Origin of the sequence: Sulfitobacter sp. UBA4523 (assembly GCF_002388305.1) — a bacterium.
Lineage (GTDB): Bacteria > Pseudomonadota > Alphaproteobacteria > Rhodobacterales > Rhodobacteraceae > Sulfitobacter > Sulfitobacter pontiacus.
Genome location: NZ_DGMH01000066.1, coordinates 62,285 through 85,115, shown reverse-complemented (window position 1 = coordinate 85,115; position 22,831 = coordinate 62,285). Strand labels below are relative to the sequence as shown.

21 protein-coding genes and 1 pseudogene are annotated in these 22,831 nt (G+C 61.4%); 17 read left to right on the top strand and 5 right to left on the bottom strand.

All coding sequences use genetic code 11. The features are described from left to right. Together B3849_RS16365 and B3849_RS16360 are read left to right on the top strand one after the other, a co-directional pair. Window positions 1-255 (top strand): annotated as a pseudogene (locus B3849_RS16365) (mechanosensitive ion channel family protein); the annotation flags it as partial. Window positions 256-334: 79 nt separating this feature from the next. Then, entirely contained in the window at window positions 335-1,105 is a 771-nt protein-coding gene (locus B3849_RS16360) for an MBL fold metallo-hydrolase (RefSeq protein ID WP_037963512.1), read from the top strand. A gap of 73 nt (window positions 1,106-1,178) precedes the next feature. Here B3849_RS16360 and B3849_RS16355 read toward each other — a convergent pair whose 3' ends face one another. From B3849_RS16355 to B3849_RS16340, 4 genes are read right to left on the bottom strand one after another with little or no spacing between them, the layout of a single operon-like run. After that, window positions 1,179-2,333, bottom strand: coding sequence for an ABC transporter permease (locus B3849_RS16355; protein ID WP_278375495.1), 1,155 nt, complete (start codon window positions 2,331-2,333; stop codon window positions 1,179-1,181). Further along, on the bottom strand, window positions 2,330-3,358 hold the full coding sequence (locus B3849_RS16350; protein WP_005851921.1) for an ABC transporter permease: 1,029 nt from the start codon (window positions 3,356-3,358) through the stop codon (window positions 2,330-2,332). The genes B3849_RS16355 and B3849_RS16350 overlap by 4 nt, the downstream gene beginning before the upstream one ends. Next, the gene (locus tag B3849_RS16345; RefSeq protein ID WP_278375496.1) at window positions 3,355-5,280 is read right to left on the bottom strand and encodes an ABC transporter substrate-binding protein; all 1,926 of its coding nucleotides are present in this window, start codon (window positions 5,278-5,280) and stop codon (window positions 3,355-3,357) included. The genes B3849_RS16350 and B3849_RS16345 overlap by 4 nt, the downstream gene beginning before the upstream one ends. Then, entirely contained in the window at window positions 5,273-7,048 is a 1,776-nt protein-coding gene (locus B3849_RS16340) for an ABC transporter ATP-binding protein (RefSeq protein ID WP_286780439.1), read from the bottom strand. Before B3849_RS16340 ends, B3849_RS16345 begins: the two co-directional genes overlap by 8 nt. 160 nt (window positions 7,049-7,208) lie before the next feature. On the opposite strand from B3849_RS16340, the gene B3849_RS16335 reads away from it, so the two are divergent. The 11 genes from B3849_RS16335 (at window position 7,209) to B3849_RS16285 (ending at window position 18,862) form a co-directional block, all read left to right on the top strand. Then, window positions 7,209-7,703, top strand: coding sequence for a class I SAM-dependent methyltransferase (locus tag B3849_RS16335; RefSeq protein ID WP_005851924.1), 495 nt, complete (start codon window positions 7,209-7,211; stop codon window positions 7,701-7,703). A gap of 165 nt (window positions 7,704-7,868) precedes the next feature. After that, complete coding sequence (locus B3849_RS16330; protein WP_278425074.1) at window positions 7,869-8,924, top strand: C4-dicarboxylate TRAP transporter substrate-binding protein; 1,056 nt, start codon at window positions 7,869-7,871, stop codon at window positions 8,922-8,924. Window positions 8,925-8,951: 27 nt separating this feature from the next. Further along, window positions 8,952-9,485 carry a TRAP transporter small permease gene (locus B3849_RS16325; RefSeq protein WP_005851926.1) on the top strand — a complete coding sequence of 178 codons (534 nt, stop codon included), beginning with the start codon at window positions 8,952-8,954 and terminating at the stop codon, window positions 9,483-9,485. Beyond that, window positions 9,485-10,825 (top strand): TRAP transporter large permease, encoded by a 1,341-nt coding sequence (locus B3849_RS16320; RefSeq protein WP_005851928.1) that lies wholly within the window; start codon window positions 9,485-9,487, stop codon window positions 10,823-10,825. Before B3849_RS16325 ends, B3849_RS16320 begins: the two co-directional genes overlap by 1 nt. After that, entirely contained in the window at window positions 10,822-11,598 is a 777-nt protein-coding gene (locus B3849_RS16315; RefSeq protein WP_009826240.1) for an IclR family transcriptional regulator, read from the top strand. The genes B3849_RS16320 and B3849_RS16315 overlap by 4 nt, the downstream gene beginning before the upstream one ends. Window positions 11,599-11,626: 28 nt before the next feature. Continuing rightward, window positions 11,627-13,723 (top strand): FAD-dependent oxidoreductase, encoded by a 2,097-nt coding sequence (locus tag B3849_RS16310; protein ID WP_278425077.1) that lies wholly within the window; start codon window positions 11,627-11,629, stop codon window positions 13,721-13,723. A 46-nt stretch (window positions 13,724-13,769) separates the two neighbouring features. After that, window positions 13,770-14,975: an acyl-CoA dehydrogenase family protein gene (locus tag B3849_RS16305; protein ID WP_005851934.1), complete on the top strand. Its 1,206-nt coding sequence runs from the start codon at window positions 13,770-13,772 to the stop codon at window positions 14,973-14,975. After that, complete coding sequence (locus tag B3849_RS16300) at window positions 14,972-16,105, top strand: acyl-CoA dehydrogenase family protein (RefSeq protein ID WP_286780438.1); 1,134 nt, start codon at window positions 14,972-14,974, stop codon at window positions 16,103-16,105. Before B3849_RS16305 ends, B3849_RS16300 begins: the two co-directional genes overlap by 4 nt. After that, window positions 16,056-16,514 carry a PaaI family thioesterase gene (locus B3849_RS16295; protein ID WP_235208512.1) on the top strand — a complete coding sequence of 153 codons (459 nt, stop codon included), beginning with the start codon at window positions 16,056-16,058 and terminating at the stop codon, window positions 16,512-16,514. The genes B3849_RS16300 and B3849_RS16295 overlap by 50 nt, the downstream gene beginning before the upstream one ends. Beyond that, window positions 16,511-17,284 carry an oxepin-CoA hydrolase, alternative type gene (locus B3849_RS16290; protein WP_009826245.1) on the top strand — a complete coding sequence of 258 codons (774 nt, stop codon included), beginning with the start codon at window positions 16,511-16,513 and terminating at the stop codon, window positions 17,282-17,284. The genes B3849_RS16295 and B3849_RS16290 overlap by 4 nt, the downstream gene beginning before the upstream one ends. Window positions 17,285-17,368: 84 nt before the next feature. Beyond that, complete coding sequence (locus B3849_RS16285) at window positions 17,369-18,862, top strand: class I adenylate-forming enzyme family protein (RefSeq protein ID WP_278425081.1); 1,494 nt, start codon at window positions 17,369-17,371, stop codon at window positions 18,860-18,862. Between the two features lie 97 nt (window positions 18,863-18,959). Here the strand turns inward: B3849_RS16285 and rpe are convergent, their stop codons facing one another. Next, window positions 18,960-19,649 carry a ribulose-phosphate 3-epimerase gene (gene rpe / locus B3849_RS16280; protein WP_278425083.1) on the bottom strand — a complete coding sequence of 230 codons (690 nt, stop codon included), beginning with the start codon at window positions 19,647-19,649 and terminating at the stop codon, window positions 18,960-18,962. 240 nt (window positions 19,650-19,889) lie between these two features. Between rpe and B3849_RS16275 the strand changes: the two genes are divergently transcribed. From B3849_RS16275 to B3849_RS16260, 4 genes are all read left to right on the top strand, one after another. After that, window positions 19,890-20,909 (top strand): ABC transporter substrate-binding protein, encoded by a 1,020-nt coding sequence (locus B3849_RS16275; RefSeq protein WP_278425085.1) that lies wholly within the window; start codon window positions 19,890-19,892, stop codon window positions 20,907-20,909. A gap of 69 nt (window positions 20,910-20,978) precedes the next feature. Beyond that, entirely contained in the window at window positions 20,979-21,746 is a 768-nt protein-coding gene (locus B3849_RS16270) for an ABC transporter ATP-binding protein (protein WP_278425087.1), read from the top strand. Beyond that, on the top strand, window positions 21,739-22,545 hold the full coding sequence (locus tag B3849_RS16265; protein ID WP_278425089.1) for an ABC transporter permease: 807 nt from the start codon (window positions 21,739-21,741) through the stop codon (window positions 22,543-22,545). The genes B3849_RS16270 and B3849_RS16265 overlap by 8 nt, the downstream gene beginning before the upstream one ends. A 67-nt stretch (window positions 22,546-22,612) precedes the next feature. Further along, a complete protein-coding gene (locus B3849_RS16260; protein ID WP_005851951.1) occupies window positions 22,613-22,828 on the top strand; it encodes a DUF2945 domain-containing protein in 216 nt (71 codons plus the stop codon). Window positions 22,829-22,831: the final 3 nt, after the last annotated feature.

Sequence of the window (22,831 nt, the reverse complement as noted above, 5' to 3'; positions counted from 1 at the left end):
ATGATCATCCGGGTCAAGTTCATGACCAAACCGGGGGATCAATGGCTGGTGCGCAAGAAGGTCTATGAGGAAATCCGAGCCTTGTTTGAGCGCGAAGGAATCCGTTTTGCCCATCGGGAGGTCACTGTGCGTCTGGCCGACGGCAAGGTCAAAGACCTGAGCGACGAGGAACGCGATGCGGTGACCGCAGCGGCGCAGGCATCGCTGGAAGAAGAGGCACAATCCGGCCCGGAACCGGGCGGCGACGACCGATAGCCGCGTCTCGCGCAGTTGTGACATTGAAACGGTGGCGGCGGGCGCTAGCATCATCTTCACCTGCAACAGGAGAATTCCCATGAAACAGTCCAGACGCCAATTCCTGACGACCACCGTCGCCACTGCCGGGGTTGTGACGCTACTGCCTTATGCCGCGCAAGCCGCGGCTCACGGTGGTAATATGTTCCCCATGACCGGCGGCGAAGTCAAAGTGCACCCCATCGACCACGCGTCCTTCGTGATGGAGACGCCAGCCGGCGTGATCTACTGCGATCCCGTGGGCGAGGTCGCCAACTACAGCGATTTTGCCACCCCCGATCTGATCCTGATCACCCACGAGCACGGCGATCACTATAACGCCGAAACACTGGCCGGTGTGGTGGGCGAAAACACGCAGATCCTTACCAATCCTGCGGTCTACGACATGCTGCCCGAAGCACTGAAGGCCAAGGCGAATGCACTGGCCAATGGCGAGCAGGCGATGTTCAACGAGGTCTCGATCGAGGCGATCCCCGCCTATAACACCACCGAAGAACGCAAGCAGTTCCACCCGCAGGGGCGTGACAACGGCTATATCGTGAACCTCAGCGATTTCCGCGTGTATATCTCGGGCGATACCGAAGCGACGCCGGAGATGCTGGCGCTAGAGAATATCGATCTGGCGTTTGTCTGTATGAACCTGCCGTTTACCATGGACGCGACCTCGGCCGCGGCTGCGGTGTCGACGTTCAAACCCTCCTTCGTCTACCCCTACCATTACCGTGGGCGCGACGACGGCACGCAAGACCCCGCCGCCTTTGCCGCCATGGTCGGCGAGGGGATCGAAGTCAAAATGGGCGACTGGTACTGATCCGGCGCAGCGGGGGGCCAGCCCCCCGCACCCCCCGGGATTTAGACCATTTGGAACTGAAGGCCCCAGCGGGTCAGGATTTATACGGATCAAGGCTTGCGCGCAGACCATCGCCCAGGAAGTTGAACGCTAGCACCACGACGATGATCGGCAGCATGGGAATGGCGGTCCACCAGTAGATTTCGATGCTCGCCAGATTTTGCGCGTCATTCAGCATGACGCCCCAGCTGACCGCGGGTGCGCGTAGACCCAACCCGAGGTAGCTCAGCGCGGTTTCCCCAAGGATCATCGCCGGGATCGACAGGGTCGCGCTGGCGATCAGATGCGACATGAAATTCGGCAACAGGTGTTTGCGGATCACCCGTGCGGGCGACGCGCCCATCATCTCGGCCGCTTTGACGTATTCCTCTTCACGCAGGCTCAGGAATTTTGACCGCACCGCCCGCGCCAGGCCGGGCCAGTCCAGAATGCCGAGGATGATCGAGATGATAAAGAACACCGACACCGGTCCCCAGTTCGACGGCACCGCCGCCGAAAGTGCCAGCCAGAGCGGGAGCTCTGGCAAGGACCGCAAAATCTCGATCGCGCGGTTGACCAGCCAGTCGGTCTTGCCGCCGAAGTAACCGGCCAGCGATCCAAAGAAAATCCCCAGCACAAAGCTGACCGTGATGCCGATCAACCCCACCGTCAAGGACAGCTGCGCGCCATAGAGGATGCGGCTGAACACATCGCGCCCCAACCGATCCGATCCCCAGAGAAACACCGTCGCCCCGTCAGGCGCGCAGAACAGGTGGGTGTCGCTGGGGATGACAGCAAAGAGGTGGTAGGTTTCACCCTTACAAAAATACTCAATCTTGCGCGGGTTGCTGGTATCGGTGTCGTAGACCCAGCGGAAATTCACCAGATCCGCAGTGCCCGTCGTCTCGTAGACGAAGGGGCCGATGAAACTGCCCTCGTGCCAAAGGTTGATGCTTTGGGGGGGCGCGTAGATGTGTTCGGCATTGCGCTCGTTTGGTGTGTAGGGCGCGATGAACCCCGCCACTGGGAGGATCAGATAGCAAAAGGCCAGAAACAGCCCGGATACCAGCGCCAGCTTGTGCCGCCGGAACTTGCGCCACATGAGCCGCGCGACAGAGGCGTCCATCTCGGCCCGCTCAGGCGCGGAAAGATCGGCGTCGTCGGTCCAGGGGGTGGTGTCGACAAAGCGGTTGTCCGGCTGGATGCTCATGAGCTGCGTGCCCCGTAACGGATGCGCGGATCAAGCAGGACCAGCAGCATGTCAGAGATCATCGTGCCGATCAGCGTCAGCAGGGCCACGAACATCAGGATGAACGCCGCGAGGAACTGGTCTTGAGACTTCAGTGCCACCAGCAGATAGGGCCCGATGGTTTGCAGGCCCAGCACCACCGATACCAGCACAGAGCCCGAGACCATCGCAGGCAGCAGGTTCCCGATATCCGCGACAAAGGGGTTGAAGGCCACGCGCAGCGGGTATTTCGACAGCAGTCGCGCGGGGCCCATGCCCTTGGCCTTGGCGGTTTCCACATAGGGTTTATCAAGCTCGTCGAGCATATTCGCCCGTAACCGCTGCATCATCGCGGCGGCTCCGGCGGTGCCGATCACAAAGGTCGGTACAATCAGGTGCAGCAGGACCGAGCGTACTTTTTCCCATGACATGGGCTGGCCCTCAAGCTCGGGGGCCATAAGCCCGCCAATCGGCAGGTCAAAGTATTTATGGCCATAGTAAAACAGGATCAGTGCCAGCAGGAAGTTCGGTGTCGCGAGCCCGAGGTAGCCCAGAAAGCCAGCGGTATAATCGACCCAAGTCTCGGATTTGGCCGCGGCGAGCACCCCAAGCGGCAAGGCGATAAGATAAACGAATAATACGGCGGCGAGATTGACCAGCACCGTCATCCAAAGCGCATCGCCGACGATTTCGCCCACGGGGCGGTCAAACTCGAACGACCAGCCGAAATTGCCTTGGATCAAGCCGGCAAACCCCTGCGGCCCCGGCACCATGCCGACCCAGATCAGGTATTGCTTCCAGATCGGTTCATCCAGCGCGTATTCGTGGCGCAGAAACTCGGCCTTGGCGACGCCTTCGGCCTGACCCGTCGCGCGCAACTCGGCGATCTGGTTCGACAGATAGTCGCCGGGGGGCAGGTTGATGATGACGAAGACCAGAAGCGAGACCACCCAGAGGGTCAGTAGCATGGTGATGAAACGCCACACGGCGTATCGGAGGAAGATCATCGGCTTACCTGCACATGGGGGTCTTGGAAGTAGAATTCGTCGATGCGGTGAATGCCGAAATGCGCGCCGGGATCAAAGGCCCAGATTCCATGCTCCGGTACATTCATCAGATCGTTTGAGACGACGACGGGTTGCGGGGCCTCGGCCAGCACGCCGATGGCGAATTGCTGTTCGGCGTGAATGGCGAGCATCCGCTTCCAGATGTCTTCGCGCACCTGTGGGTCGTCGGTGTGGTTCCAGTCATTCGCCAGCAGCATCAGCCGTTTCGCGGGCTGCATATCGGGGGGCGACCCGGCCTGTCCGACTGTTTGATAGTATTGTCCCCACATCGGCCAGGCAAAGAATTCCTGATTGGTGGGCGCCAGATAGGAAGGAGAGGTCGACGGCCCCGGAAGCCCGTTGTCCCAGCCGAACCAGACCGAGGCCATGGTCCGCCCTGCATAGATCCGGTTGCGCAGGATATCGCGGTCCAGCGGGCGCATGATCAGGCGGATGCCCAGATCACGCCACGTGTCCGCGATGATCGCCAGCGCGTTTTCTTCCTCGCTGCGTTCGCCGGCGGTTTCGATCACGAATTCCATCGGGCGGCCATCGGGAAGCTTGCGGAGCCCTGCGGGGGTGCGGTCGGTCAGACCCATATCATCCAGCAGCGCGTTGGCGTGGGCGAGGTTCATCATGGACCACGCATGTGTGTTGTCGTCGTTGTAAAGCGCGCTTTGCGACAGGGCGGACATGCCGCCTTCGCTGGCGAGGCCAAAATAGAGCGCGCGGTTGATCATGCGTCGATCGATGCCGAGGCTCAGGGCGCGGCGAAAACGCACGTCGCGCATGACCTCGCGCCACACGGGGTCGGCGAAGTTCAGGTTGGGATAGATGGCGATCTGGCTGGCGGCACCGTTGGCCCAAAGCAGGGTGCGGTATTTGCCGCCGTCCGCCTCGCCTTTCTTGAGGATCGCGACATCGGGGAAATCGAGCCCGCGCGCCTGCAGGTCGACCTCGCCCGCGTTGGCCTTGGCCGCGATCAGCCCACCGCCGACCACGGTCATCTGCACCACGTCGATATAGGGCAGCTGCACGCCGCGGCTGTCGATACGGTGGAAATAGGGGTTACGCACAAAGAGCTTGCGCGAGCTGTCCTTGTCCGAGGTGTTGATCCACGGCTGCAGGGTCGGCAGCGCGGGGTTGTCGAACTTGTACATATTGTCGCGCTTGTTGTGCAGCGCGGCCCAGCTTTTGACCCGCGCGGCTTTGATCTTTTCGGCCAGCGCATCGGGGTCGGCGAACTTCTTGTGGAACTGCGACAGGTAGTGGGCGGGGCGATAGATGAACGGTGGGCTTGCTTGCGCCAGCAGCGGCAGGAAATTCGGATTGGGGATCTGCCATTCGAAGACGACCGTATGTTCATCGGGGAAGGTGACCTTTCCCAGGCGGTTGTCCACGATCATGAAATCCGGCGGCCCGCTGGGGGTGATGTCAGGGTCGTTGGCAACATTTTCCCACCAATAGCGGAAGTCATCCGAGGTAAAGGGCATGCCGTCCGACCAGCGGTGACCGGGGCGCAGGTGAAGCGTGAATTTGCGCCCTTCTTCCACGTCCACCGCGGCGAGGATATCGGGGGCAAGCGTGTAGTCAGGCTGATACCCCACCAGCCGCGCGTAGCCGTAAACCACCATTTGCCGCACGTCCTTGGTGCGCGAGATCAACGTGCGTAGCGTACCGCCCTGACGCCCAAAGCTGCGGCCCTTGGCTTCGAGGTCGACGACCAGAGGCTCTGACGGGATGCGGTCCTGCACGTGAGGCAGGCTGCCGGCGTTGACCTCTTGCGCCCAAAAGCTGCTTTCTTGCAGCACGGGGCCGTCGCTATGCGCGGCAAGGGGCGCAAAGGCGAGGGTCGCGGCGAGGGCAAGGAAGAACTTACGCATGACAACGTACCTTATGGCCGGGCTCAAGCTCGCGCAGGGCAGGGGCGTGATGGCCTTCAAAACGGAACTGTTCGGGCCAGAGCGTGGGAGAGCCCGCGCCCTTGGCGACCAGATCAAGATCGATGGGCCGGCTGATGTCGGGTTCGGGCTGTGCCGCGATCAAGGCGCGGGTGTAGGGGTGTTGCGGATTGTAGAACAATGTGTCGGGCGGGGCCTGTTCGACGATCACGCCAGCGCGCATGACCGCGACCTCGTCCGCGATGCGGGCAACGACCGCCAGATCATGGCTGATGAACAGGTAGCTCAGGTTGGCGCGGTCGCGGATGTCTTCGAGCAGGGTCAGAATTTGCTCTTGGACTGAGACATCCAGCGCGGAGGTGGGTTCGTCGCAGATCAGCAGCTTCGGATCGAGCGTCAGCGCGCGGGCAATGGACAGCCGTTGGCGCTGGCCGCCTGAAAACGCATGCGGGAAACGGCCAAGCATATCAGGGTTCAATCCGACCCACCGCAGCATTTCGGCCGCCTTTTCGCGGCGGTCGCGGGCGGTGCCGATGTTGTGCACCTCCATCGGTTCGGTCAGGGCTTGCTGCACGCGCATCCGCGGGCTGAGCGAGGAATACGGGTCTTGAAACACCATCTGCGCTTGCCGTTGAAATGCGGTGCGCTCAGTGGGCGACAGATCATGCACGGCCAGCGGTGCGGCGGCGGGGTCGGGGCGAAACAGCACTTTGCCGCCGGCATCGGGACGTTCGGCCCCCATGGCGATGCGGGCGCAGGTGGTCTTGCCCGATCCGCTTTCGCCGACAATCGCCAGCGTCTTGCCACGGGGCAGGTGCAGGTCAACGTGCTGGCAGGCGGATACGGACACCGGCTTGCGCCAGCCGCCTGCCCGCATGGTGTAGGTTTTGGACACATCGCGCAGATCAAGGATCACATCATCTGCGGGTTTCGGGGATGCGGGGGCAGGAGCGGCCACGGCGGGGATCATCGGGGCGGCGGCGAAAAGCTTGGCGGTGTAGGGGTGGGCAGGGCTGCCCAACACCTCTTGCGCATCGCCCCGTTCCATCACGCGGCCCTTGTTCATCACCACGACGCGCTGCGCCATATTCGCCACGACGCCCAGATCATGGGTCACAAGGATTACGCCCATACCGGTTTCTGCCTGAAGCGACCGGATCAGCCCGAGCACCTGCGCCTGTGTCGTCACATCCAAGGCGGTCGTCGGTTCGTCCGCGATCAACAGCTCGGGCTTGGCGACCATGGCCATAGCGATCATCGCGCGCTGGCGCATCCCGCCGGACATCTCGAACGGATAGCTTTTCCAGGCGCGCAGCGGATCGACAAAGCCGACCTTCTCAAACTGTTCGAGCACGGCACGTTTGGCCGCCCTTCGTCCCATATTGCGGTGCAAGCGCAGCACTTCGGCGACCTGATCCCCAAGCCGGTGCAGCGGCGATAGCGACCGCATCGGCTCTTGAAAGATCATCGAGATGCGATCCCCCCGAATGGCGCGCATCTTCTTTTCGGGGAGGGACAGCAGGTTGACGGCACCCTCGGCCCCGTTGAACCGGATCGACCCGCCGCGCATCTGTGCCGCATCGGGCAGCAGGCGCAAAACCGACCGGCAGGACAGCGTTTTGCCAGACCCGCTTTCGCCCACCAGCGCGAGGGTCTCGCCCGCGTTCAATGCAAAGCTGACGCCGTCCACGACCGACGGGCCGTTGCCGAAACCGATCGACAGATCATTTACTTCAAGAAGGGGGGCCATTGTTATCCCAAGCGGGTCAGAGCGATCATTACCTATCGAGTGAAGCCGATAAACACCCAAGCGTCTAGGGGGCAGCGCAAAAACCAAGCGTCAGCGGTACACAAAGGGGGGCGGCGTCCCCATGTTGCATCAGTACGACCCAACCCGAAGGAGAACCGCGATGAGCCGCCTGGACATTTTTATCAACCGTATGGTGTCACAGCGTGCGTGTATCGACCATGCCGCCGCCCTGACGCAGACAATGACGGGGCCGGTGTTCGAGCTGGGATTGGGCAATGGCCGTACCTTTCACCACATCCGTGAAACGATGCCCGACCGCGATATCTTTGTGTTTGAGCGCGCGGTTGCATCGAATCCCGATAGCACGCCCGAGGACCATCAGCTGATCCTGGGCGATGTGCACGAAACCCTGCCTGCGGCACTGACGCGCTTTGGCGCGAATGCGGCTCTGATTCACGCGGATCTTGGCGGACATAACCTTGCAAAAAACGATGCTTTCGCGCGTGAAATCTCGCCTTTGATCGAGCCGTTATTGGCCGTCGGGGGCATCATGGTGTCCAGTGACCGGATGTATTTCGACAATTTGATCGAAATCCCCTTACCACCTGAAGCTGTGGAGGGACGCTGCTTCATGTACCGCCGCGAGAAGTCGTGATCTGAAATAAGTATTTGATAATTATTGGTTAAATATTAAGCGGCGTCGGTATTCCGGCGCCGCTTTAAGTTTCGCTTGCACGTTCCATATCCCCTCCCTAGTGTGCGCCCGAGACATAGTGAAACGATGTTTCGCATGGTAAAACAATTCTTGGGAGGGAATTACATGTCCTTTTTGAAAAACCTATCTTTCGCTGCTGCAATGACTGTGGCTGCTTCCGTTGCCGGTGCTGAAACCGTGCTGATCCACGGCGAAGCAGGCCCGAATCGCGGTGCCCGTGCAGATGCGTTGCAGTGGTTCGCCGACCAGGTTGCCGAGCGGTCGGAAAACGATCTGCGCCTCGACATCCAGTGGGGCGGCGCGCTGTTCAAGGCGAATGCGGCTGTACAGTCCATCGGTGACGGTGTGGCGGATATGGGGTCGGTGATCGCGGTGTATTACCCGCAGGAAATGGCCGCCTATGGCATCGCTGACCTGCCCGTAAACAACCCGGACGCCTGGGTCGGTATGCGCGCCACGGACGAGCTGATGCGGTCGAACCCTGCGATTGCGGAAAACCTGGCTGAAAAGAACCTCGTGTACATCGGCACATGGACCACCAGCCAGGTGAACATCGGCTGTAAGGGTGACGCGATCCGTTCGGTTGCCGATATCGCCGGCAAGAAAGTACGCGGCACAGGGGCCTACGGTAAGGTCTTTGGCGACGAAGGCGCGAACATGGTCAATATGTCGATCTATGACGCGTACCAAGGGCTCGACACCGGTCTGATCGACTGTAGCCAAGGGTATTCCTACGCTGTTGCCGCGTTGAAGCAGGCCGAAGTCATGGACAACTACACCCTGCTGAATTGGGGCCAGGTTGGCGGCGTCGGCATCTTCATGAACAAAGACATGTTCGATGCGCTGTCCGAAGATCAGCAAACTGTGCTGATGGAAACCGGTGCTGATCTGTCCGATGAATTCGGCCGCATGATCACCACCGCGAACGACAACGCCATTGCCGCGATGAAAGAGCAAGGTGTCGAAGTGTTCGAACTGCCCGCGGAAGAGCGCGCCAAGCTGGTCGAAGGCGGCGAGAAGTATCTGGCCGAGTGGGTCGAGACAGCCAACCGCACCGGTCTGCCGGGCGAGCAACTGCTGGAAGACTACAAGGCGCTGATCGCTAAATACACGCAAGAGCGCGACGAGAACGGTTACCCTTGGGCAGCTGACAACAACTAAACACAAGCTTTGGGAGGAGCAGGGACCATGTTGGTACCACTTGAGAAAATCCTGTTGGGGTTGGGCGCGGCTGCGGTCATCCTTTTGGGGATCTTGATCACGTCCAACGTGGTCGCACGCGCCGTCTTCGCGTCTAGCGTACCCGATAGCGTCACTTTGGTGCGGGAGCTGATGGTTGCGGCCATCCTCCTGCCCCTTGCGGCAGCGACCGCAAACCGCGCTCATGTTAGTGTGGCTTTTGTGTCCGACCGGTTCGGGCCCAAACTCCGGTCCTGGCTTATTGTGCTGGGGTCGGTCATGGGGATGATCGCCTTGGGCGGTCTGATCTATTCCGGCGGCCGCGAATTCCTGAGCGTTTGGGAAAAGGGCAGCTTTTTCTACGGTGACCTGAACCTGCCCAAATGGCCCGGACGTCTGTTGTTTGTGGTCGGTATCGCCGCCTGCTGGCTGCGTCTGGCGGAACTGGCGATCCGCGATGTGCGGACCATCCTGTCCGGGGGCATCGTCTCGGACGAAGAAAACCACACAATCGAGCTCGTTGCCGAAAAAGAGGTGCTGTAATGGATGCGTCGACCATCGGGCTGATTGCCTTTGCTGCCGTTCTGATCCTGTTGGCGCTGCGTGTGCCGATTGCCTTTGCGCTGGCCAGTGTCGCGACAATTGCGACCTTCTTTATCTTTGCCTTCCGCACCGGCACTTTCATGCCCGAACGTGCCATCCGTGCGACAACGTCGATGGTGTTCTCGAACTCCTTTGACCTGATACACTCTTACGATCTATCGATGATACCGCTGTTTGTCGCGCTTGGGCACATTGCCTATCGCGCGGACATCACGACCAAGATCTACCACGCGGCCAAGGTCTGGCTGACGCGTCTGCCCGGCGGTGTTGCCATGGCAAGCGTCATGGGCTGTGGCGGATTTTCGGCCATTACCGGCAGCTCTATCGCCTGTGCCTCGACCATGGGGAAAATCTGTACGCCCGAGATGCTGCGCATGGGCTATGACCCGCGTCTGGCAACAGCGTCGGTCGCGGCAGGGGGCACGCTGGGGTCGCTGATCCCGCCGTCGGTTCTGTTCATCATCTACGGTATCTTCACCGAGACCTCGATTTCGTCACTGTTCCTTGCGGGTGTTTTGCCGGGGCTGCTGACGCTGGCGGGCTTTATCCTCGTGATCGCCGTCTGGGTCTGGCGTTCGCCCGAAATCGCCCCTTCGACAGCGACACGCTACTCCGCCAAGGAACGCTTTGCGGCGGCGGCTGAAAGCTGGCCTGCGGTCATGCTGTTCGTGTTGATCATCGGCGGTATCTACGGCGGTATCTTTACGGCGACCGAAGCGGCGGCTGTCTGCGTGGTCGCGGCGACGCTGATCGGTTTTGCGCAGCGCAAGCTGACCTTGCAGGGCCTGTGGGACGCGGTGAAAGAGACGTGCATCCAGACCGCGGCGATCTTCTTTATCGCGGCAGGGGCCAAGATCTTTGTGGCCTTTATCGCCCTGACCAACGTTGCCCCGATGATTGTGAACGTCGTGGCCGAGGCAGAGCTGTCCGTCGTGGTCCTGCTGCTGGCGATTGCCGCGATCTATCTGCTGCTTGGCATGTTCCTTGATCCCATCGGCATCATGGTTCTGACCCTGCCGCTGATGATCCCGCTGGTGGAAAGCTATGACATGAACCTGATCTGGTTCGGTGTTGTGGTGATTAAACTGCTGGAAATCGGGCTGATCACGCCGCCTGTCGGGTTGAACGTCTTTGTTATCGCCAATGTGGTGGGCAAAGAGGCTCCGATCGACAAGATCTTTGCGGGTATCACGCGCTTCCTCAGCGTTGACGTGATCGTGCTGGTGCTGATCATGTCCTTCCCGATGATCTCGCTGCTTATTCCTATGGCGGCGCGATGAGTGGGGACACCACAGACAGGAAGTTTGCCAACACTCTGGCGCGGGGGCTTGCTGTATTGCGGGCCTTTCGCGCCAGTGACAGCGGGCTGACCCACGCGCAGATTGCCGACCGGACGGGGCTGCCCAAGCCTACGGTGTCGCGGCTGACCTATACGCTGTGCGAACTCGGCTACCTCAGCCACGGCGGGCGCAATGACCGCTTTCGGCTGGGGCCGTCGGCTATCGCGCTTGGCTCTGTCGCATCGGTGGCGGTGAACTTTCTGGATTTGGTGTCCGACGCCATGCAAGAGCTGGCCGATAAAACGGGCACGCTACTGCTGGTCGCCGTGCGCGACGACGAGAAAATGATGCTGGTGCGCACATGGCGGCCACAGAACGCTTCGACCATCTGGCTGGAGCCGGGGCACCGGATTCCCGTGTTCGGATCGTCGTCGGGCATGGCCGTCGTGGCGTCACTTGGCGAAGAGCGCTTTGAGCAGTTGACGCCCGAAGCGGATATGCGAAGGTTCCGGGCGGAGGGATATTCGCAATTGATAGAACAAGGGTTCGCCTACGCGTCGGAGGGCACACGATATGCCAGTACGATCAACGCCGTAAGTGTCCCCTATTTTGCCGAAGAGTTCGGCGAACCGGTATCGTTCACCGCCGGGGCCATGCCACATGATTTGCCCGATTCCCGTATCGTGCAAGAGGTCGGCCCCGCGTTGCGTGAACTGGTGCGCGCGCTTGAACAGCGCACCGGGCGCACCCCCGCGCTCAGCCGCCGGGACTGAAACAAGACTAGACCAAGGAATATGCTAAATGACTGACAAGATTGGATATACCCGCAAAGGCGACGTGGCCGTGCTGCGGATCAAGAACCCCCCGGTCAATGCGTTGTCCCATGCTGTTCGTGAAGGTCTGGTGGCCGGTATGGCGCAGGCCGAGGCCGATGACGGCGTCAAAGCTGTGGTTATCGTCGGCGAGGGCCGCGCCTTTATCGCCGGTGCGGATATCACCGAATTCGGCAAAACGCCGCTGGAACCTTTCCTGCCGGATGTGTGCAAACGGATCGAGGATTCTCCGCTGATCGTTGTCGCCTCCATGCATGGTGTGTCCTTGGGCGGCGGGCTCGAGATCGCGCTGTCGGCGCATTACCGCGTGGCGCAGCCTTCGGCCAAAGTGGGCCTGCCCGAAGTGCATCTGGGCCTGATCCCCGGTGCCGGTGCGACCCAGCGTTTGCCGCGTCTGATCGGCGTGGACCCCTCGCTTGATCTGATCACCTCTGGCCGTCAGGTCAAAGCGGCCGAAGCCGAAAGCCTTGGCATTGTCGATCAGGTCACCGAGGGCGACCCCGAGGATGTGGGCGTCGCCTATGCCGAGAACCTGATCGCCACCAACGCACCGCGCCGCCCCGTCAGCGAGATGGCCGCACCCGCGCCGATCGACTGGGATGCCGCCTATGACGGGACGCTGAAAAAGGGGCGGGGGCAAATCTCTCCGGCGCAGGCGGTCCGCGCGGTTCAGGCCGCGGCAGAGCTGCCCTTTGACGAAGGCATGCTGGCCGAGCGCAAGATTTTCATGGAGTTGATGGAGACAGACCAGCGTCAGGGCATGATCCACGCGTTCTTCTCTGAGCGTGCGGTAGGCAACCTGCCGGAACTGAAAGGCGTCGAACCCCGCGCGTTGCAATCCATCGGCATCATCGGCGGCGGCACCATGGGCGCAGGCATCGCCACGGCTGCGCTGTTGGCAGGCTTCAACGTCGTGCTGATCGAGATGAAGGAAGACGCCGCAGAGGCCGCGCGCGGTCGCATCGCGGGCAATCTTTCCGGCGCGCTTAAGCGTGGCAAGATCACGCAGATGAAATACGACGCGATGACCAACACAGCACTTGAGGTGTCGATCAACTATGACAGCCTCGCCTCGGTCGATCTGGTGATCGAAGCCGTGTTCGAGGATATGGGTGTCAAGAAAGAGGTGTTCGGCAAGCTTGATGCCGTGTGCAAACCCGGTGCTATCCTGGCGTCCAACACATCCTATCTGGATGTGGACGAGATCGCGGCCAGCATCTCGCGCCCTGCGGATGTGATCGGGCTGCACTTCTTCTCGCCCGCGCATATCATGAAGCTGCTCGAAGTGGTCGTCGCCGAAAAGACCGCCCCCGATGTGGTTGCCACGGGCTTTGCCCTTGGCAAGGCGCTGAACAAGATTTCCGTGCGCGCCGGTGTCTGCGACGGGTTTATCGGCAACCGTATTCTGGCAACCTACCGCACCGCTGCCGATCACATGGTGCTTGATGGCGCATCGCCGTTCCAGATCGACAAGGCGCTGGTGGATTTCGGCTTTGCCATGGGCCCCTTTGCCGTGGGCGATCTGGCCGGACTCGATATCGGCTGGGCCACACGCAAGCGCAAGGCGGCGACGCGCCACCCTGCCGAACGCGTGCCGACATACCCCGACAAGATCTGCGAAGCCGGCAACTTCGGTCAGAAGACCGGCAAAGGCTACTACATCTATGAGGCCGGATCGCGCGGCGGCGTGCCGAACCCCGAAGTGTCCGAGCTGATCGCCGCCGAACGCGCCGAGCGTGGCATCACCCCGCGTGACTTTACCGACGCAGAGATCGTCCGCCGCTATATGGCCGCGATGGTCAACGAGGCGGCAAAGGTCGTGGGCGAGGGTATCGCGAAGCGGCCCTTGGACGTGGATATGGTCCTGCTCTTTGGCTACGGCTTCCCGCGCTACTGGGGTGGCCCGATGAAATGGGCCGACCTGCAGGGGCTGCCTGCACTGCTGGCCGACATCGAAAGCTACGCCAAGGAAGACGCCTGGTTCTGGGAACCCGCGCCGCTGCTGAAACAGCTGGTGGCCGAAGGGCGCACCTTTGACGACCTGAACAAACAAGCCGCTAAGTAAATGAACAAGGGCGCAATGCCCGACAGTATAAACCGGAGGAAGACAAATGGATCTGAGCTATAGCGACGAAGAAAAGGCTTTCCGCGCCGAAGTGCGGGCCTTTCTTGAGGAAAAGCTCCCCAAGGAAATGAGCGACAAAATCCGCAAGGGTGAAGAGCTGGGTAAAGACGGTCAGGAACAGTGGCATGCTATCCTGAACGCCCAAGGCTGGCTGGCCCCGAACTGGCCCAAGAAATTTGGCGGTGCGGAATGGAACGCGGTGCAGCGTCACATCTTCGAAGAAGAAGCCGCCGCTGCCTATGCGCCGCGCATTGTGCCTTTTGGCCTGTCGATGCTGGCCCCCGTGCTGCAAAAATTCGGCTCGCAAGAGCAGAATGATTACTGGCTGCCCCGCATCCTGTCGGGCGAAGACTGGTGGTGTCAGGGCTATTCCGAGCCGGGTGCGGGGTCCGACCTTGCCTCGCTCAAGACCGAAGCGGTTCTAAACGACGAAGGCACGCACTACATCGTCAACGGTCAGAAGACGTGGACCACGCTGGGTCAGCACGCGAACATGATCTTCTGCCTTGTGCGCACCGACAAGACGGTGAAGCAGCAAGAGGGTATTTCCTTCCTGCTGATCGACATGGACACCCCCGGCGTCGAAGTGCGCCCGATCATCCTGCTCGACGGCACCCACGAGGTGAACGAGGTCTGGTTCTCGGATGTGAAAGTGCCGGTCGAAAACCTTGTCGGCAAAGAGAACGAAGGCTGGACCTACGCCAAGTACCTGCTGACCCACGAACGCACCAACATCGCGGGCGTCGGGTTCTCGCAAGCGGGTCTGACCGCGGTCAAACGTATCGCCAAGGCAGAGATGTCCGGCGGCAAGCCGTTGATGCAGAACCCGCATTTCGCGGCACGTGTGGCACAGGTTGAAATCGACCTGATGGCGATGAGCACCACAAACCTGCGCATCGTCTCTAAGGCGGCAGCGGGTGCGGCACCGGGCGTTGAATCGTCCATGCTGAAGGTCAAAGGCACGATTATCCGTCAGGAGATCAACGACCTCGCACGTCGTGCGGCGGGTGCCTATGCGATGCCATTCGCATCCGAAGCGATCGAAGGGTCGAACCTGGCCCTGCCTGATCCGTTGAATGCCGGCCCCGTCGCCGCGCAATATTTCAACAACCGTAAACTGTCGATCTTTGGCGGCTCGAACGAAATCCAGCGCCAGATCATTGCCAAAACAACGATGGGAGGTGGAGCATGAACTTCGACCTGACAGAAGAACGCCAAATGCTGCAAGACAGTCTGCGCCGTTTCCTGCGCGACAAATACGATACGGCAGCCCGCAACAAGATCCTTGAAAGCGACACCGGCTTTTCCGCCGATATCTGGAACGGTCTGGCCGAACTGGGCGTCATCGGCGCGCTGTTCACCGAAGATCAGGACGGCTTTGGCGGCGCCGGTTTCGACATCGCCGTCGTGTTCGAGGAACTGGGCCGCGCAGGCGTGGTCGAACCCTTCCTTGATACCGCCATTCTGGGCGGCGGTCTGATTGCTGACTTGGGTAATGAAGACCAGCAGGCTCACGTCGAAGAGCTGATCGGTGGCGCGTTGCAGGTGGCTTTTGCCCACGGCGAACCCACCAGCCGCTATGACCTGAACCAGGTGACTTCTACAGCCAAGGTCGATGGCGACAACGTGGTGCTGAACGGTCGCAAGGCGGTTGTGGTCAACGCTGAAAACGCCGACATGCTGATCGTTTCTGCCCGCGAGAGCGGCGAGGCAGGCGACGAAAACGGGATCTCGCTGTTCCTCGTGCCGGCGGATACCAAGGGCATCACGCTGCAAGGTTATGCACTGCTGGCCGGTGGTCGTGCCGCCGAAGTCACGCTGGATGATGTGTCCGTCCCTGCCTCTGCCCGTCTGGGTGAAGCGGGCAAGGCGTTCAAGGCGATCGAGGCGCGTGTCGCTGCGGCCAATGTCGCGATCTGTGCGGAAACACTTGGTGCGATGGAAACGGCAACCCGCCTGACCCGCGAATACCTGATGACCCGCAAGCAGTTCGGCAAGCCCATCGGCACGTTCCAGGCGCTCGCGCACCGCATGTCCGACCTGCTGATCGAGATGGAGCAGGCGCGCTCTGCCGTGATCGTTGCCGCGGGCAACCTCGAAGCGGAGTACAAGGCGCGCGAGACGCATATCTCTGCCGCCAAGAACCTGCTGGGTCGCGCGGGCCGTCTGGTTGCCGAAGACAGCATCCAGATGCACGGCGGTATCGCCATGACGCAAGAATACGAACTGGCCCACATCGCCAAGCGTATCATCATGGCAGACCACCGCTTTGGTGACACAGACCACCATCTGGAGCGTTTCATTGCCCTTGCAGCAGCCTGATGAAAGCCAGCTGATCCGGGACGAGACCGGTACCCAAACCCTGGTCGGATATGTCGTCGACATATCCGATCCGGCCCACGGGCGCTGCTTTCTTGATCTGGGTCCGCAACACTTCAACCGCCATGGGGTTCTTCATGGCGGTATTGCCGCCACATTGCTGGATAACGCCTGTGGCATGACCGGATCGCTTAGCGTGGATCCCACCGGCCAGCACCCGTTCCTCACGATCTCGTTGACAACGCAGTTTCTGGCCGCAGGTCAGCCCGGGCGCGTGACCGCGACCGGCACGATCAAGGGCGGTGGCCGCAGCCTGCTGTATATCGACGCTGAACTCGTCCACGAAGACGGCACGGTCATTGCGACATCCACAGGCGTGTTCAAGCGCGTCCCACAGGAGAAACTGAAATGAGCGCTCGGATCGAAGACAAGGGTGACCGGATCGTCATCTGGAACGGTAATGCACATAAGCGGGGGGCTCTGTCGCCCGAGCTTTACGCTTGCATCGGCCAAGCGATTGAAATGGCCGCCGCGCCGCGTATCCGTGCCGTGATCCTCACCTCCGAAGGGGATTTCTTTTGCGCGGGCGGCGATCTGAATGTCCTGATCGCCCGTCGCGACATGCCCAAAGATGAACGTCGGGGCAAGATCAACGAATTGCACAGCCTGATCCGCGCGATCCGGTCCTGTCCGGTGCCGGTGATCGCCGCCGTCGAAGGCGGTGCCGCGGGCGCGGGGCTGTCTTTCGCGCTGGCCTGCGATCTGATCGTTGCCGCCGCCGGTGCCAAGTTCACCGCTGCTTACGTCAAGGCGGGGCTGGTGCCCGACGGGGGGCTGACCGCCTCGCTCGCGCGTGCGCTGCCGCGGCAGCTCGCGATGGAGATGTGCTTGCTGGCGCAGCCCGTCACCGTTGAACGCATGCATGATCTGGGCGTGGTAAATGCCGTCACCGACAAGGGCGGCGCGTTCGAGGCCGCAATGGCGCTTGCCGACCGCTTGGCCGCAGGCCCCCGCGAAGCCCAAGGGGTGATCCGCGGGCTGGTCGCACAGGGCTATGACGTGTCCGAGGCCGACCAGCTTGAAGCGGAATGTGACGCCATGGCCCATGCCACTGGCGCAGATGAAGCCGCCGAAGGCATCGCCGCTTTCCTCGAGAAGCGCACACCGAATTACGGCGGCTGACCCTCGGCCACCGATCTATTGACCCAACCCGCAGCCAGACGCGCTGACCGGGTTCTGAAAGACTGCGGGGAGGCAGAGAATATAATGGTACGTGTAGAGCAATTTCTGGCGGATCAAGTGGCCGCACGCGGGGACGCGCCCGCGCTGAGCGACAGCACAGGGGTACGCTGGACGTACAAGATGTTCGACAAGGCAAGCGACGACATCGCGCAGGCGCTCAAGGATGCCGGTGTGCAGCCCAACGACCGCGTGCTGATGCTGTCGGAAAACTGTGCCGCCGCCGTGGCCACTGTGTTTGGCACGTGGAAAGCCGGCGCCGTCATCATCCCCGTCAACGCACGCCAAAGCGCGGGCGAAATCCAGCGGATCATTGACCACGCGGCACCTGCTGCTGTGCTGATGACCTGCCACGCCTCACTGGATGCGACAGCCCATGCGGAACGGCTGGGTGCCGCAGAGATCACCGGTGCCTTCGGCGCGATGCATCTGGCCACCCCGATCGCCAGCAACCCCGATGGGGATCTGAGCGATGTGGCGGTGCTGCTGTATACCACCGGCACAACGGGCGACCCCAAGGGCGTGATGCTGACCCATGCCAACGTGCGCTTTGGCGGCAATGCCTCGGCGACGCTGCGGGGGATCAATGCGGGCGATGTGGTCTATGGCGTGTTGCCCCTGACCCATGTTTTCGGGCTGTGTTCAGTCATGACCGCCTCCTGCTGCGCCGGTGCCGAAATCCGGCTGGAAGCGCGTTTCTCGGCTGAAAAGCTTTATACCGCGCTGACCACAGGGGTGAACTTCCTGTCGGCCGTGCCGCAGATGCACGCGCTGCTGATGCAATACACGAAAGAGCAGGGGCTGACGCAGCTCAACTCCGAAACGCTGCGCTATGTATCTTCGGGGGCGGCACCGCTGGACCCCACGTGGAAGCGCAAGGCCGAAGCCTTTTACGGCGTCGCGATCCAGAACGGCTATGGCATGACGGAATCCACCGCCGGTATCTCGGCCACCAGCAACCCGCTGGGATCGCCCGATATCTCGGTCGGCCCGTCCTTGCCCGGTGTCGAGACCAAGATCGATGACACTGTCGAAGGCGGCAGCAATGGCAAGGGAGAGGTCTTGACCCGTGGGGCCCACGTCATGAAGGGCTACTACAAGAACCCCGAGGAAACCGCCAAAGTCCTCGGCCAGGATGGCTGGCTGCGCACCGGCGATCTGGGGACGTTCGACGAACACGGTCACCTGCACATCCTGGGCCGCTCGAAAGAGCTGATCATCCACGGCGGGTTCAATGTCTACCCGCCGGAGGTAGAGGCCGCGATCAACGATCACCCGCAGGTCATTCAGGCCGCCGTGGTGGGCCGGTCCACCGGCAATGACGAAGAGGTGCTGGCCTTCGTCCAGATCGCCGAGGGCGACACGCTAGACCCGCAAGACCTGAAGGCCTTCGTTAAGGAACGGCTGACAGGCTATAAACGCCCCAGCCAGTTTATCATCGGAACGGCCCTGCCTGCGGCCCCCACGGGCAAGATCCTCAAGCACAAGCTGATCGAGACATTCAAGGACCAGTTGGCCTGATTGGCTTCTGATTGTTCCCTGTGCGGAGTTAAGGAAAAGGCCGGTCCCCCGTGGTGGGGGCCGGTCTTTTCCTTTGTCGCTGGTGTGCGGCTGGCGCTTAGACGTAGACGCCTTCGGCAGCGGCGCGGATCGCGCGGATGTTTTCGCCGTAGGGGGCAGGGTTGCTGACAGACCCGCCACGGAACACCGCGGAGCCTGCGACCAGCACATCAGCCCCCGCCTGCGCCACGCTGGAAGCGGTGTTGACGTCCACACCACCGTCAATTTCGATATGCACCGGACGGTCGCCGATCATCGCGCGCAGGGTGCGGATCTTGTCGCTCATATCGATGAACTTCTGCCCGCCGAAACCGGGGTTCACGGTCATCACACAGACCAGATCGGCAACGTCCAGCAGATGCTCTACCGCTGCGGCAGGCGTGCCGGGGCTCAGCGCGACACCGGCTTTGGCACCGGCACCGCGGATCGCTTGCAGCGTGCGGTGGATATGGGGGCCGGCTTCGACATGGGCCGTGATCACATCGGCACCGGCTTTGGCAAAGGCATCAATGTAGGGATCCACGGGTGCGATCATCAGATGCACGTCCATCACGCCCTTGATATGGGGGCGGATCGCGGCGCAGGTGGTCGGGCCAAAGCTGATGTTCGGGACGAAATGCCCGTCCATTACATCGACATGTACCCAGTCCGCGCCCTGCGCTTCGATGGCTTCGCACTCTGCCCCGAAATTGGCAAAGTCGGCAGCAAGGATGGAGGGGGCGATTTTGATCGAACGGTCGAAGGTCATGGGATCGGGCCTTTTGTGAAAGGGAGGGGGCTGATGCAGCGGTGACGCCCATATAGGCAATGTCGCGCGCGCTGGCAATCTGGGGAGCCTTCGGCGAGGATTTAAGGCCATTTGGAAGCGGGCGAGGCTGGGTACCGCAGGCAGTGACGCTTCGTTCTTGAGGGTGGTTTTCGGGGGCGTGCGCTTGACACTACGTCATGCCACGACCCATTGTGCGCGCAAATTCAAGGGGAGGATATCATGACCACATTCAACCGCCGCCAGACATTGGCGACCATGGGGGCCGCTGCCGCGGTCGGGCTTGCTGCACCGGCTGTTGCGCAGGGCAAAAAGATCACCCTCGGCGCGCTGCGCTTTACCAGCCATTCCGGCACATTCGTGGCCTATCAGCGCGAGTATTTCAAACAGGCCGGTCTGGATGTCGAGCTCAAGTTCTTTCAGGCCGCGCAGCCGATGGCCGTGGCGATTGCCAGCGGGGATGTCGACTATGCCGTGACCGCGATTTCGGGCGGGCTGGTGTCGCTGGCGGATAAGGGTGCGATCAAGGTGATCGGCGGTGCCTTGTCTGAAGAGAAGGGCATTGACGGGCAGAAGTTTCTGGCCTCGGACGCGGCCTATCAGGCGGGTGTGACCGCGCCTGCGATGCTGGACGGGAAGAGCTTTGGCATGACCACGGCGGGATCGTCGTTCCATTATATGGGGTCAAAGATGGCGCAGGCCGAGGGGATCGAGCTGTCGTTCAAGCCGTTGCAGAAGGTGGGTGCCATCATCGGCGCGCTGAAGACCGGCCAGATTGATGGCTGGTCCATCGTGCCCCATATCGCCAAGCCACTGGCGGGCTCGGGTGCCGTGCATATCATCGGGAACGTCTCCGATTATCTGCCCGACTATCAGGTCACCACGGTCTTTACCTCGACCAAGAACGCGCGTGAGGAAAAGCAGCAGACGCAGGATTACCTTGCGGCCTATGCAAAGGGGGCGGCTGACTATAACGCGGCGATGATCGAACAGACCGCCGGCGCGGAAGGCGTGGCCGAGATGGTCAAGCTGATCCACAACTATGTCTACACCGATAAAACGCTCGAGGCCGCGACGCCGGGGATTGTCAACGGCACCATGCGTCTGAACGAGGGGGCCGCGTTGAACGTCGCCTCTGTGCGTGACCAGCTGAGCTGGTTCCAGTCCGAGGGGCTGGTGGATGCGGATATCACGCTTGAGACGTTGATCGACACGTCTTTCGTCGACACCATCGGCGCCTGATCGCGCCATCTATACCAACGACAGGTCGGGCAGGCTTTGCCCGGCCTTTGATATTTCAGGACGTTTCTCATGGATCTTAGGTTAGCGGGGGTCAGCCATACCTATGGCGAGACCGAAGTGCTGCGCGATATCAACCTTGATATCCCGTCAGGGCAGATTGTCTGCATCGTCGGGCCTTCGGGCTGTGGCAAGTCGACCCTGCTGCGGATGCTGGGCGGGCTGGAGCAGCCGACTTCGGGTCAGGTGCTGCAACTGGGCACGCCCCCAGCCGGCTGTCTGAACCCGCTTACCTACGTGTTTCAGGATTTCGCCTTGCTGCCCTGGCGCAGCGTGCGCGGCAATGTGGCGCTGGTGCTGGAGGATCATGGTCTGGACGCCGCCGCGCGGGCGCAAATCATCGACGATGTGCTGGCCCGTACCAAGCTGACCGAGTTTGCCGATGCCCTGCCCAAACAGCTGTCGGGCGGGATGAAACAGCGGGTGGCCATTGCACGCGCCTTGGCAGTGAACCCTGCGGTGATGTTGATGGACGAACCGCTGAGCGCGCTGGACAGCCAGACGCGCGAGCTGTTGATGGACGATCTGATCAACCTGTGGACCCGCCAGCCCTTTACCGCCGTCTATGTCACCCACAATCTAGCAGAGGCCGTGCGGCTGGGGCACAGGATCGTGGTGCTATCTCGCCGCCCCGGGCAGATCCGCGAAGTGGTCGAGCTGACCACCCCGCTGGCAGAGCGTGCCTATGGCGATGCCGCCCTCGAGGCGCAACAACAACATTTGTGGGGGCTGATGCGCGAAGAAGCCGCCGCCGCCGATGCGGAGTTGATCCATGTCTGATGCAGCACATACAAACAGCCGCCCCGTCGTCTTTCGCGGTGGCGGTTTCGCCCCCAAGCAACGACGGGGCATGGGGGTCTTGGTCTTTGTCCTGCTGATCCTACTGGCCGAATGGGGCACGCGCAGCGGCTTTATCTCTAACCTGACGTTGCCGCGCCCCTCGGATGTGGCGATGACCTTTGTCGAGCTGTGGCAATCGGGGATGCTGTTCAAACATCTGGCCCCCTCGCTCAGCCGCTTGGCTGTGGGGGCGACGCTTGGGGCTTTGGTTGGTGTCGGCGTCGGGGTGTTGATCGGGCTGTTCAGCTATGTGCGTGCCGGGCTGGTGCCCCTGGTTGCGGCGCTGTTCCCGATCCCCAAGATCGCGCTCCTGCCGTTATTCGTGATCTGGTTCGGCATTGACGAGGGCAGTAAATACGCGCTGATCGCCTTTGGGACGTTCACGCCGACGGTCGTGGCGACCTATGCGGCGGTGGACAACGTGGACCGCGGATTGATCCGCATGGGGCAGAGCTTTGGTCTGTCGTGGTGGTCGATCGTGCGCAAGATCGTACTGCCGGGGGCGATGCCGGGCATTCTGTCGGGGCTGCGCATCTCTTTGGCGATTGCAATCATCCTGTTGGTGGCCGCTGAAATGCTGGGCGCGGAATATGGCATCGGGGCTTATATCCTTGAGGCCGGCAGTCTTTATGATCTTGAACGTCTGTTTGCGGGTGTCGTGATCCTGTCGGTGCTTGGGGTTTGCGTGAGCGCCGTGATTGCCGCCATCGAAACCCGCGTGCTGCGCTGGCGGGTCTGACCGGAGGGAACCCGTTTCGGGCATAGGTCGTTATCCTTTCACACCAAACAGTGCAGAGGGGACGACGATGTCAGGCATATCCAAGGGCACCAAGGTCAAATGGGACTGGGGGCAGGGCACTGCCAGTGGCAAGGTGACAGAACGCTTTACCAAAAGTGTGACCCGTACGTTCAAAGGGTCCGAAGTCACGCGCAACGGGTCCGATGATGATCCGGCGCTGTTGATCGAGCAAGACGATGGGGATGAGGTGCTCAAGCTGTCGTCGGAAGTCGAGGCCGCCTGACAT

Excerpts from the sequence above, each read along its gene's own strand:
- B3849_RS16305 (WP_005851934.1), top strand. The coding sequence starts at position 13,770 with ATGGATCTGAGCTATAGCGACGAAGAAAAGGCTTTCCGCGCCGAAGTG.
- B3849_RS16345 (WP_278375496.1), bottom strand. The coding sequence starts at position 5,280 with ATGCGTAAGTTCTTCCTTGCCCTCGCCGCGACCCTCGCCTTTGCGCCC.
- B3849_RS16265 (WP_278425089.1), top strand. The coding sequence starts at position 21,739 with ATGTCTGATGCAGCACATACAAACAGCCGCCCCGTCGTCTTTCGCGGT.
- B3849_RS16260 (WP_005851951.1), top strand. The coding sequence starts at position 22,613 with ATGTCAGGCATATCCAAGGGCACCAAGGTCAAATGGGACTGGGGGCAG.
- B3849_RS16270 (WP_278425087.1), top strand. The coding sequence starts at position 20,979 with ATGGATCTTAGGTTAGCGGGGGTCAGCCATACCTATGGCGAGACCGAA.
- rpe (WP_278425083.1), bottom strand. The coding sequence starts at position 19,649 with ATGACCTTCGACCGTTCGATCAAAATCGCCCCCTCCATCCTTGCTGCC.
- B3849_RS16360 (WP_037963512.1), top strand. The coding sequence starts at position 335 with ATGAAACAGTCCAGACGCCAATTCCTGACGACCACCGTCGCCACTGCC.
- B3849_RS16315 (WP_009826240.1), top strand. The coding sequence starts at position 10,822 with ATGAGTGGGGACACCACAGACAGGAAGTTTGCCAACACTCTGGCGCGG.
- B3849_RS16350 (WP_005851921.1), bottom strand. The coding sequence starts at position 3,358 with ATGATCTTCCTCCGATACGCCGTGTGGCGTTTCATCACCATGCTACTG.
- B3849_RS16285 (WP_278425081.1), top strand. The coding sequence starts at position 17,369 with ATGGTACGTGTAGAGCAATTTCTGGCGGATCAAGTGGCCGCACGCGGG.
- B3849_RS16310 (WP_278425077.1), top strand. The coding sequence starts at position 11,627 with ATGACTGACAAGATTGGATATACCCGCAAAGGCGACGTGGCCGTGCTG.
- B3849_RS16355 (WP_278375495.1), bottom strand. The coding sequence starts at position 2,333 with ATGAGCATCCAGCCGGACAACCGCTTTGTCGACACCACCCCCTGGACC.
- B3849_RS16335 (WP_005851924.1), top strand. The coding sequence starts at position 7,209 with ATGAGCCGCCTGGACATTTTTATCAACCGTATGGTGTCACAGCGTGCG.
- B3849_RS16330 (WP_278425074.1), top strand. The coding sequence starts at position 7,869 with ATGTCCTTTTTGAAAAACCTATCTTTCGCTGCTGCAATGACTGTGGCT.
- B3849_RS16325 (WP_005851926.1), top strand. The coding sequence starts at position 8,952 with ATGTTGGTACCACTTGAGAAAATCCTGTTGGGGTTGGGCGCGGCTGCG.
- B3849_RS16320 (WP_005851928.1), top strand. The coding sequence starts at position 9,485 with ATGGATGCGTCGACCATCGGGCTGATTGCCTTTGCTGCCGTTCTGATC.
- B3849_RS16290 (WP_009826245.1), top strand. The coding sequence starts at position 16,511 with ATGAGCGCTCGGATCGAAGACAAGGGTGACCGGATCGTCATCTGGAAC.
- B3849_RS16275 (WP_278425085.1), top strand. The coding sequence starts at position 19,890 with ATGACCACATTCAACCGCCGCCAGACATTGGCGACCATGGGGGCCGCT.
- B3849_RS16300 (WP_286780438.1), top strand. The coding sequence starts at position 14,972 with ATGAACTTCGACCTGACAGAAGAACGCCAAATGCTGCAAGACAGTCTG.
- B3849_RS16340 (WP_286780439.1), bottom strand. The coding sequence starts at position 7,048 with ATGGCCCCCCTTCTTGAAGTAAATGATCTGTCGATCGGTTTCGGCAAC.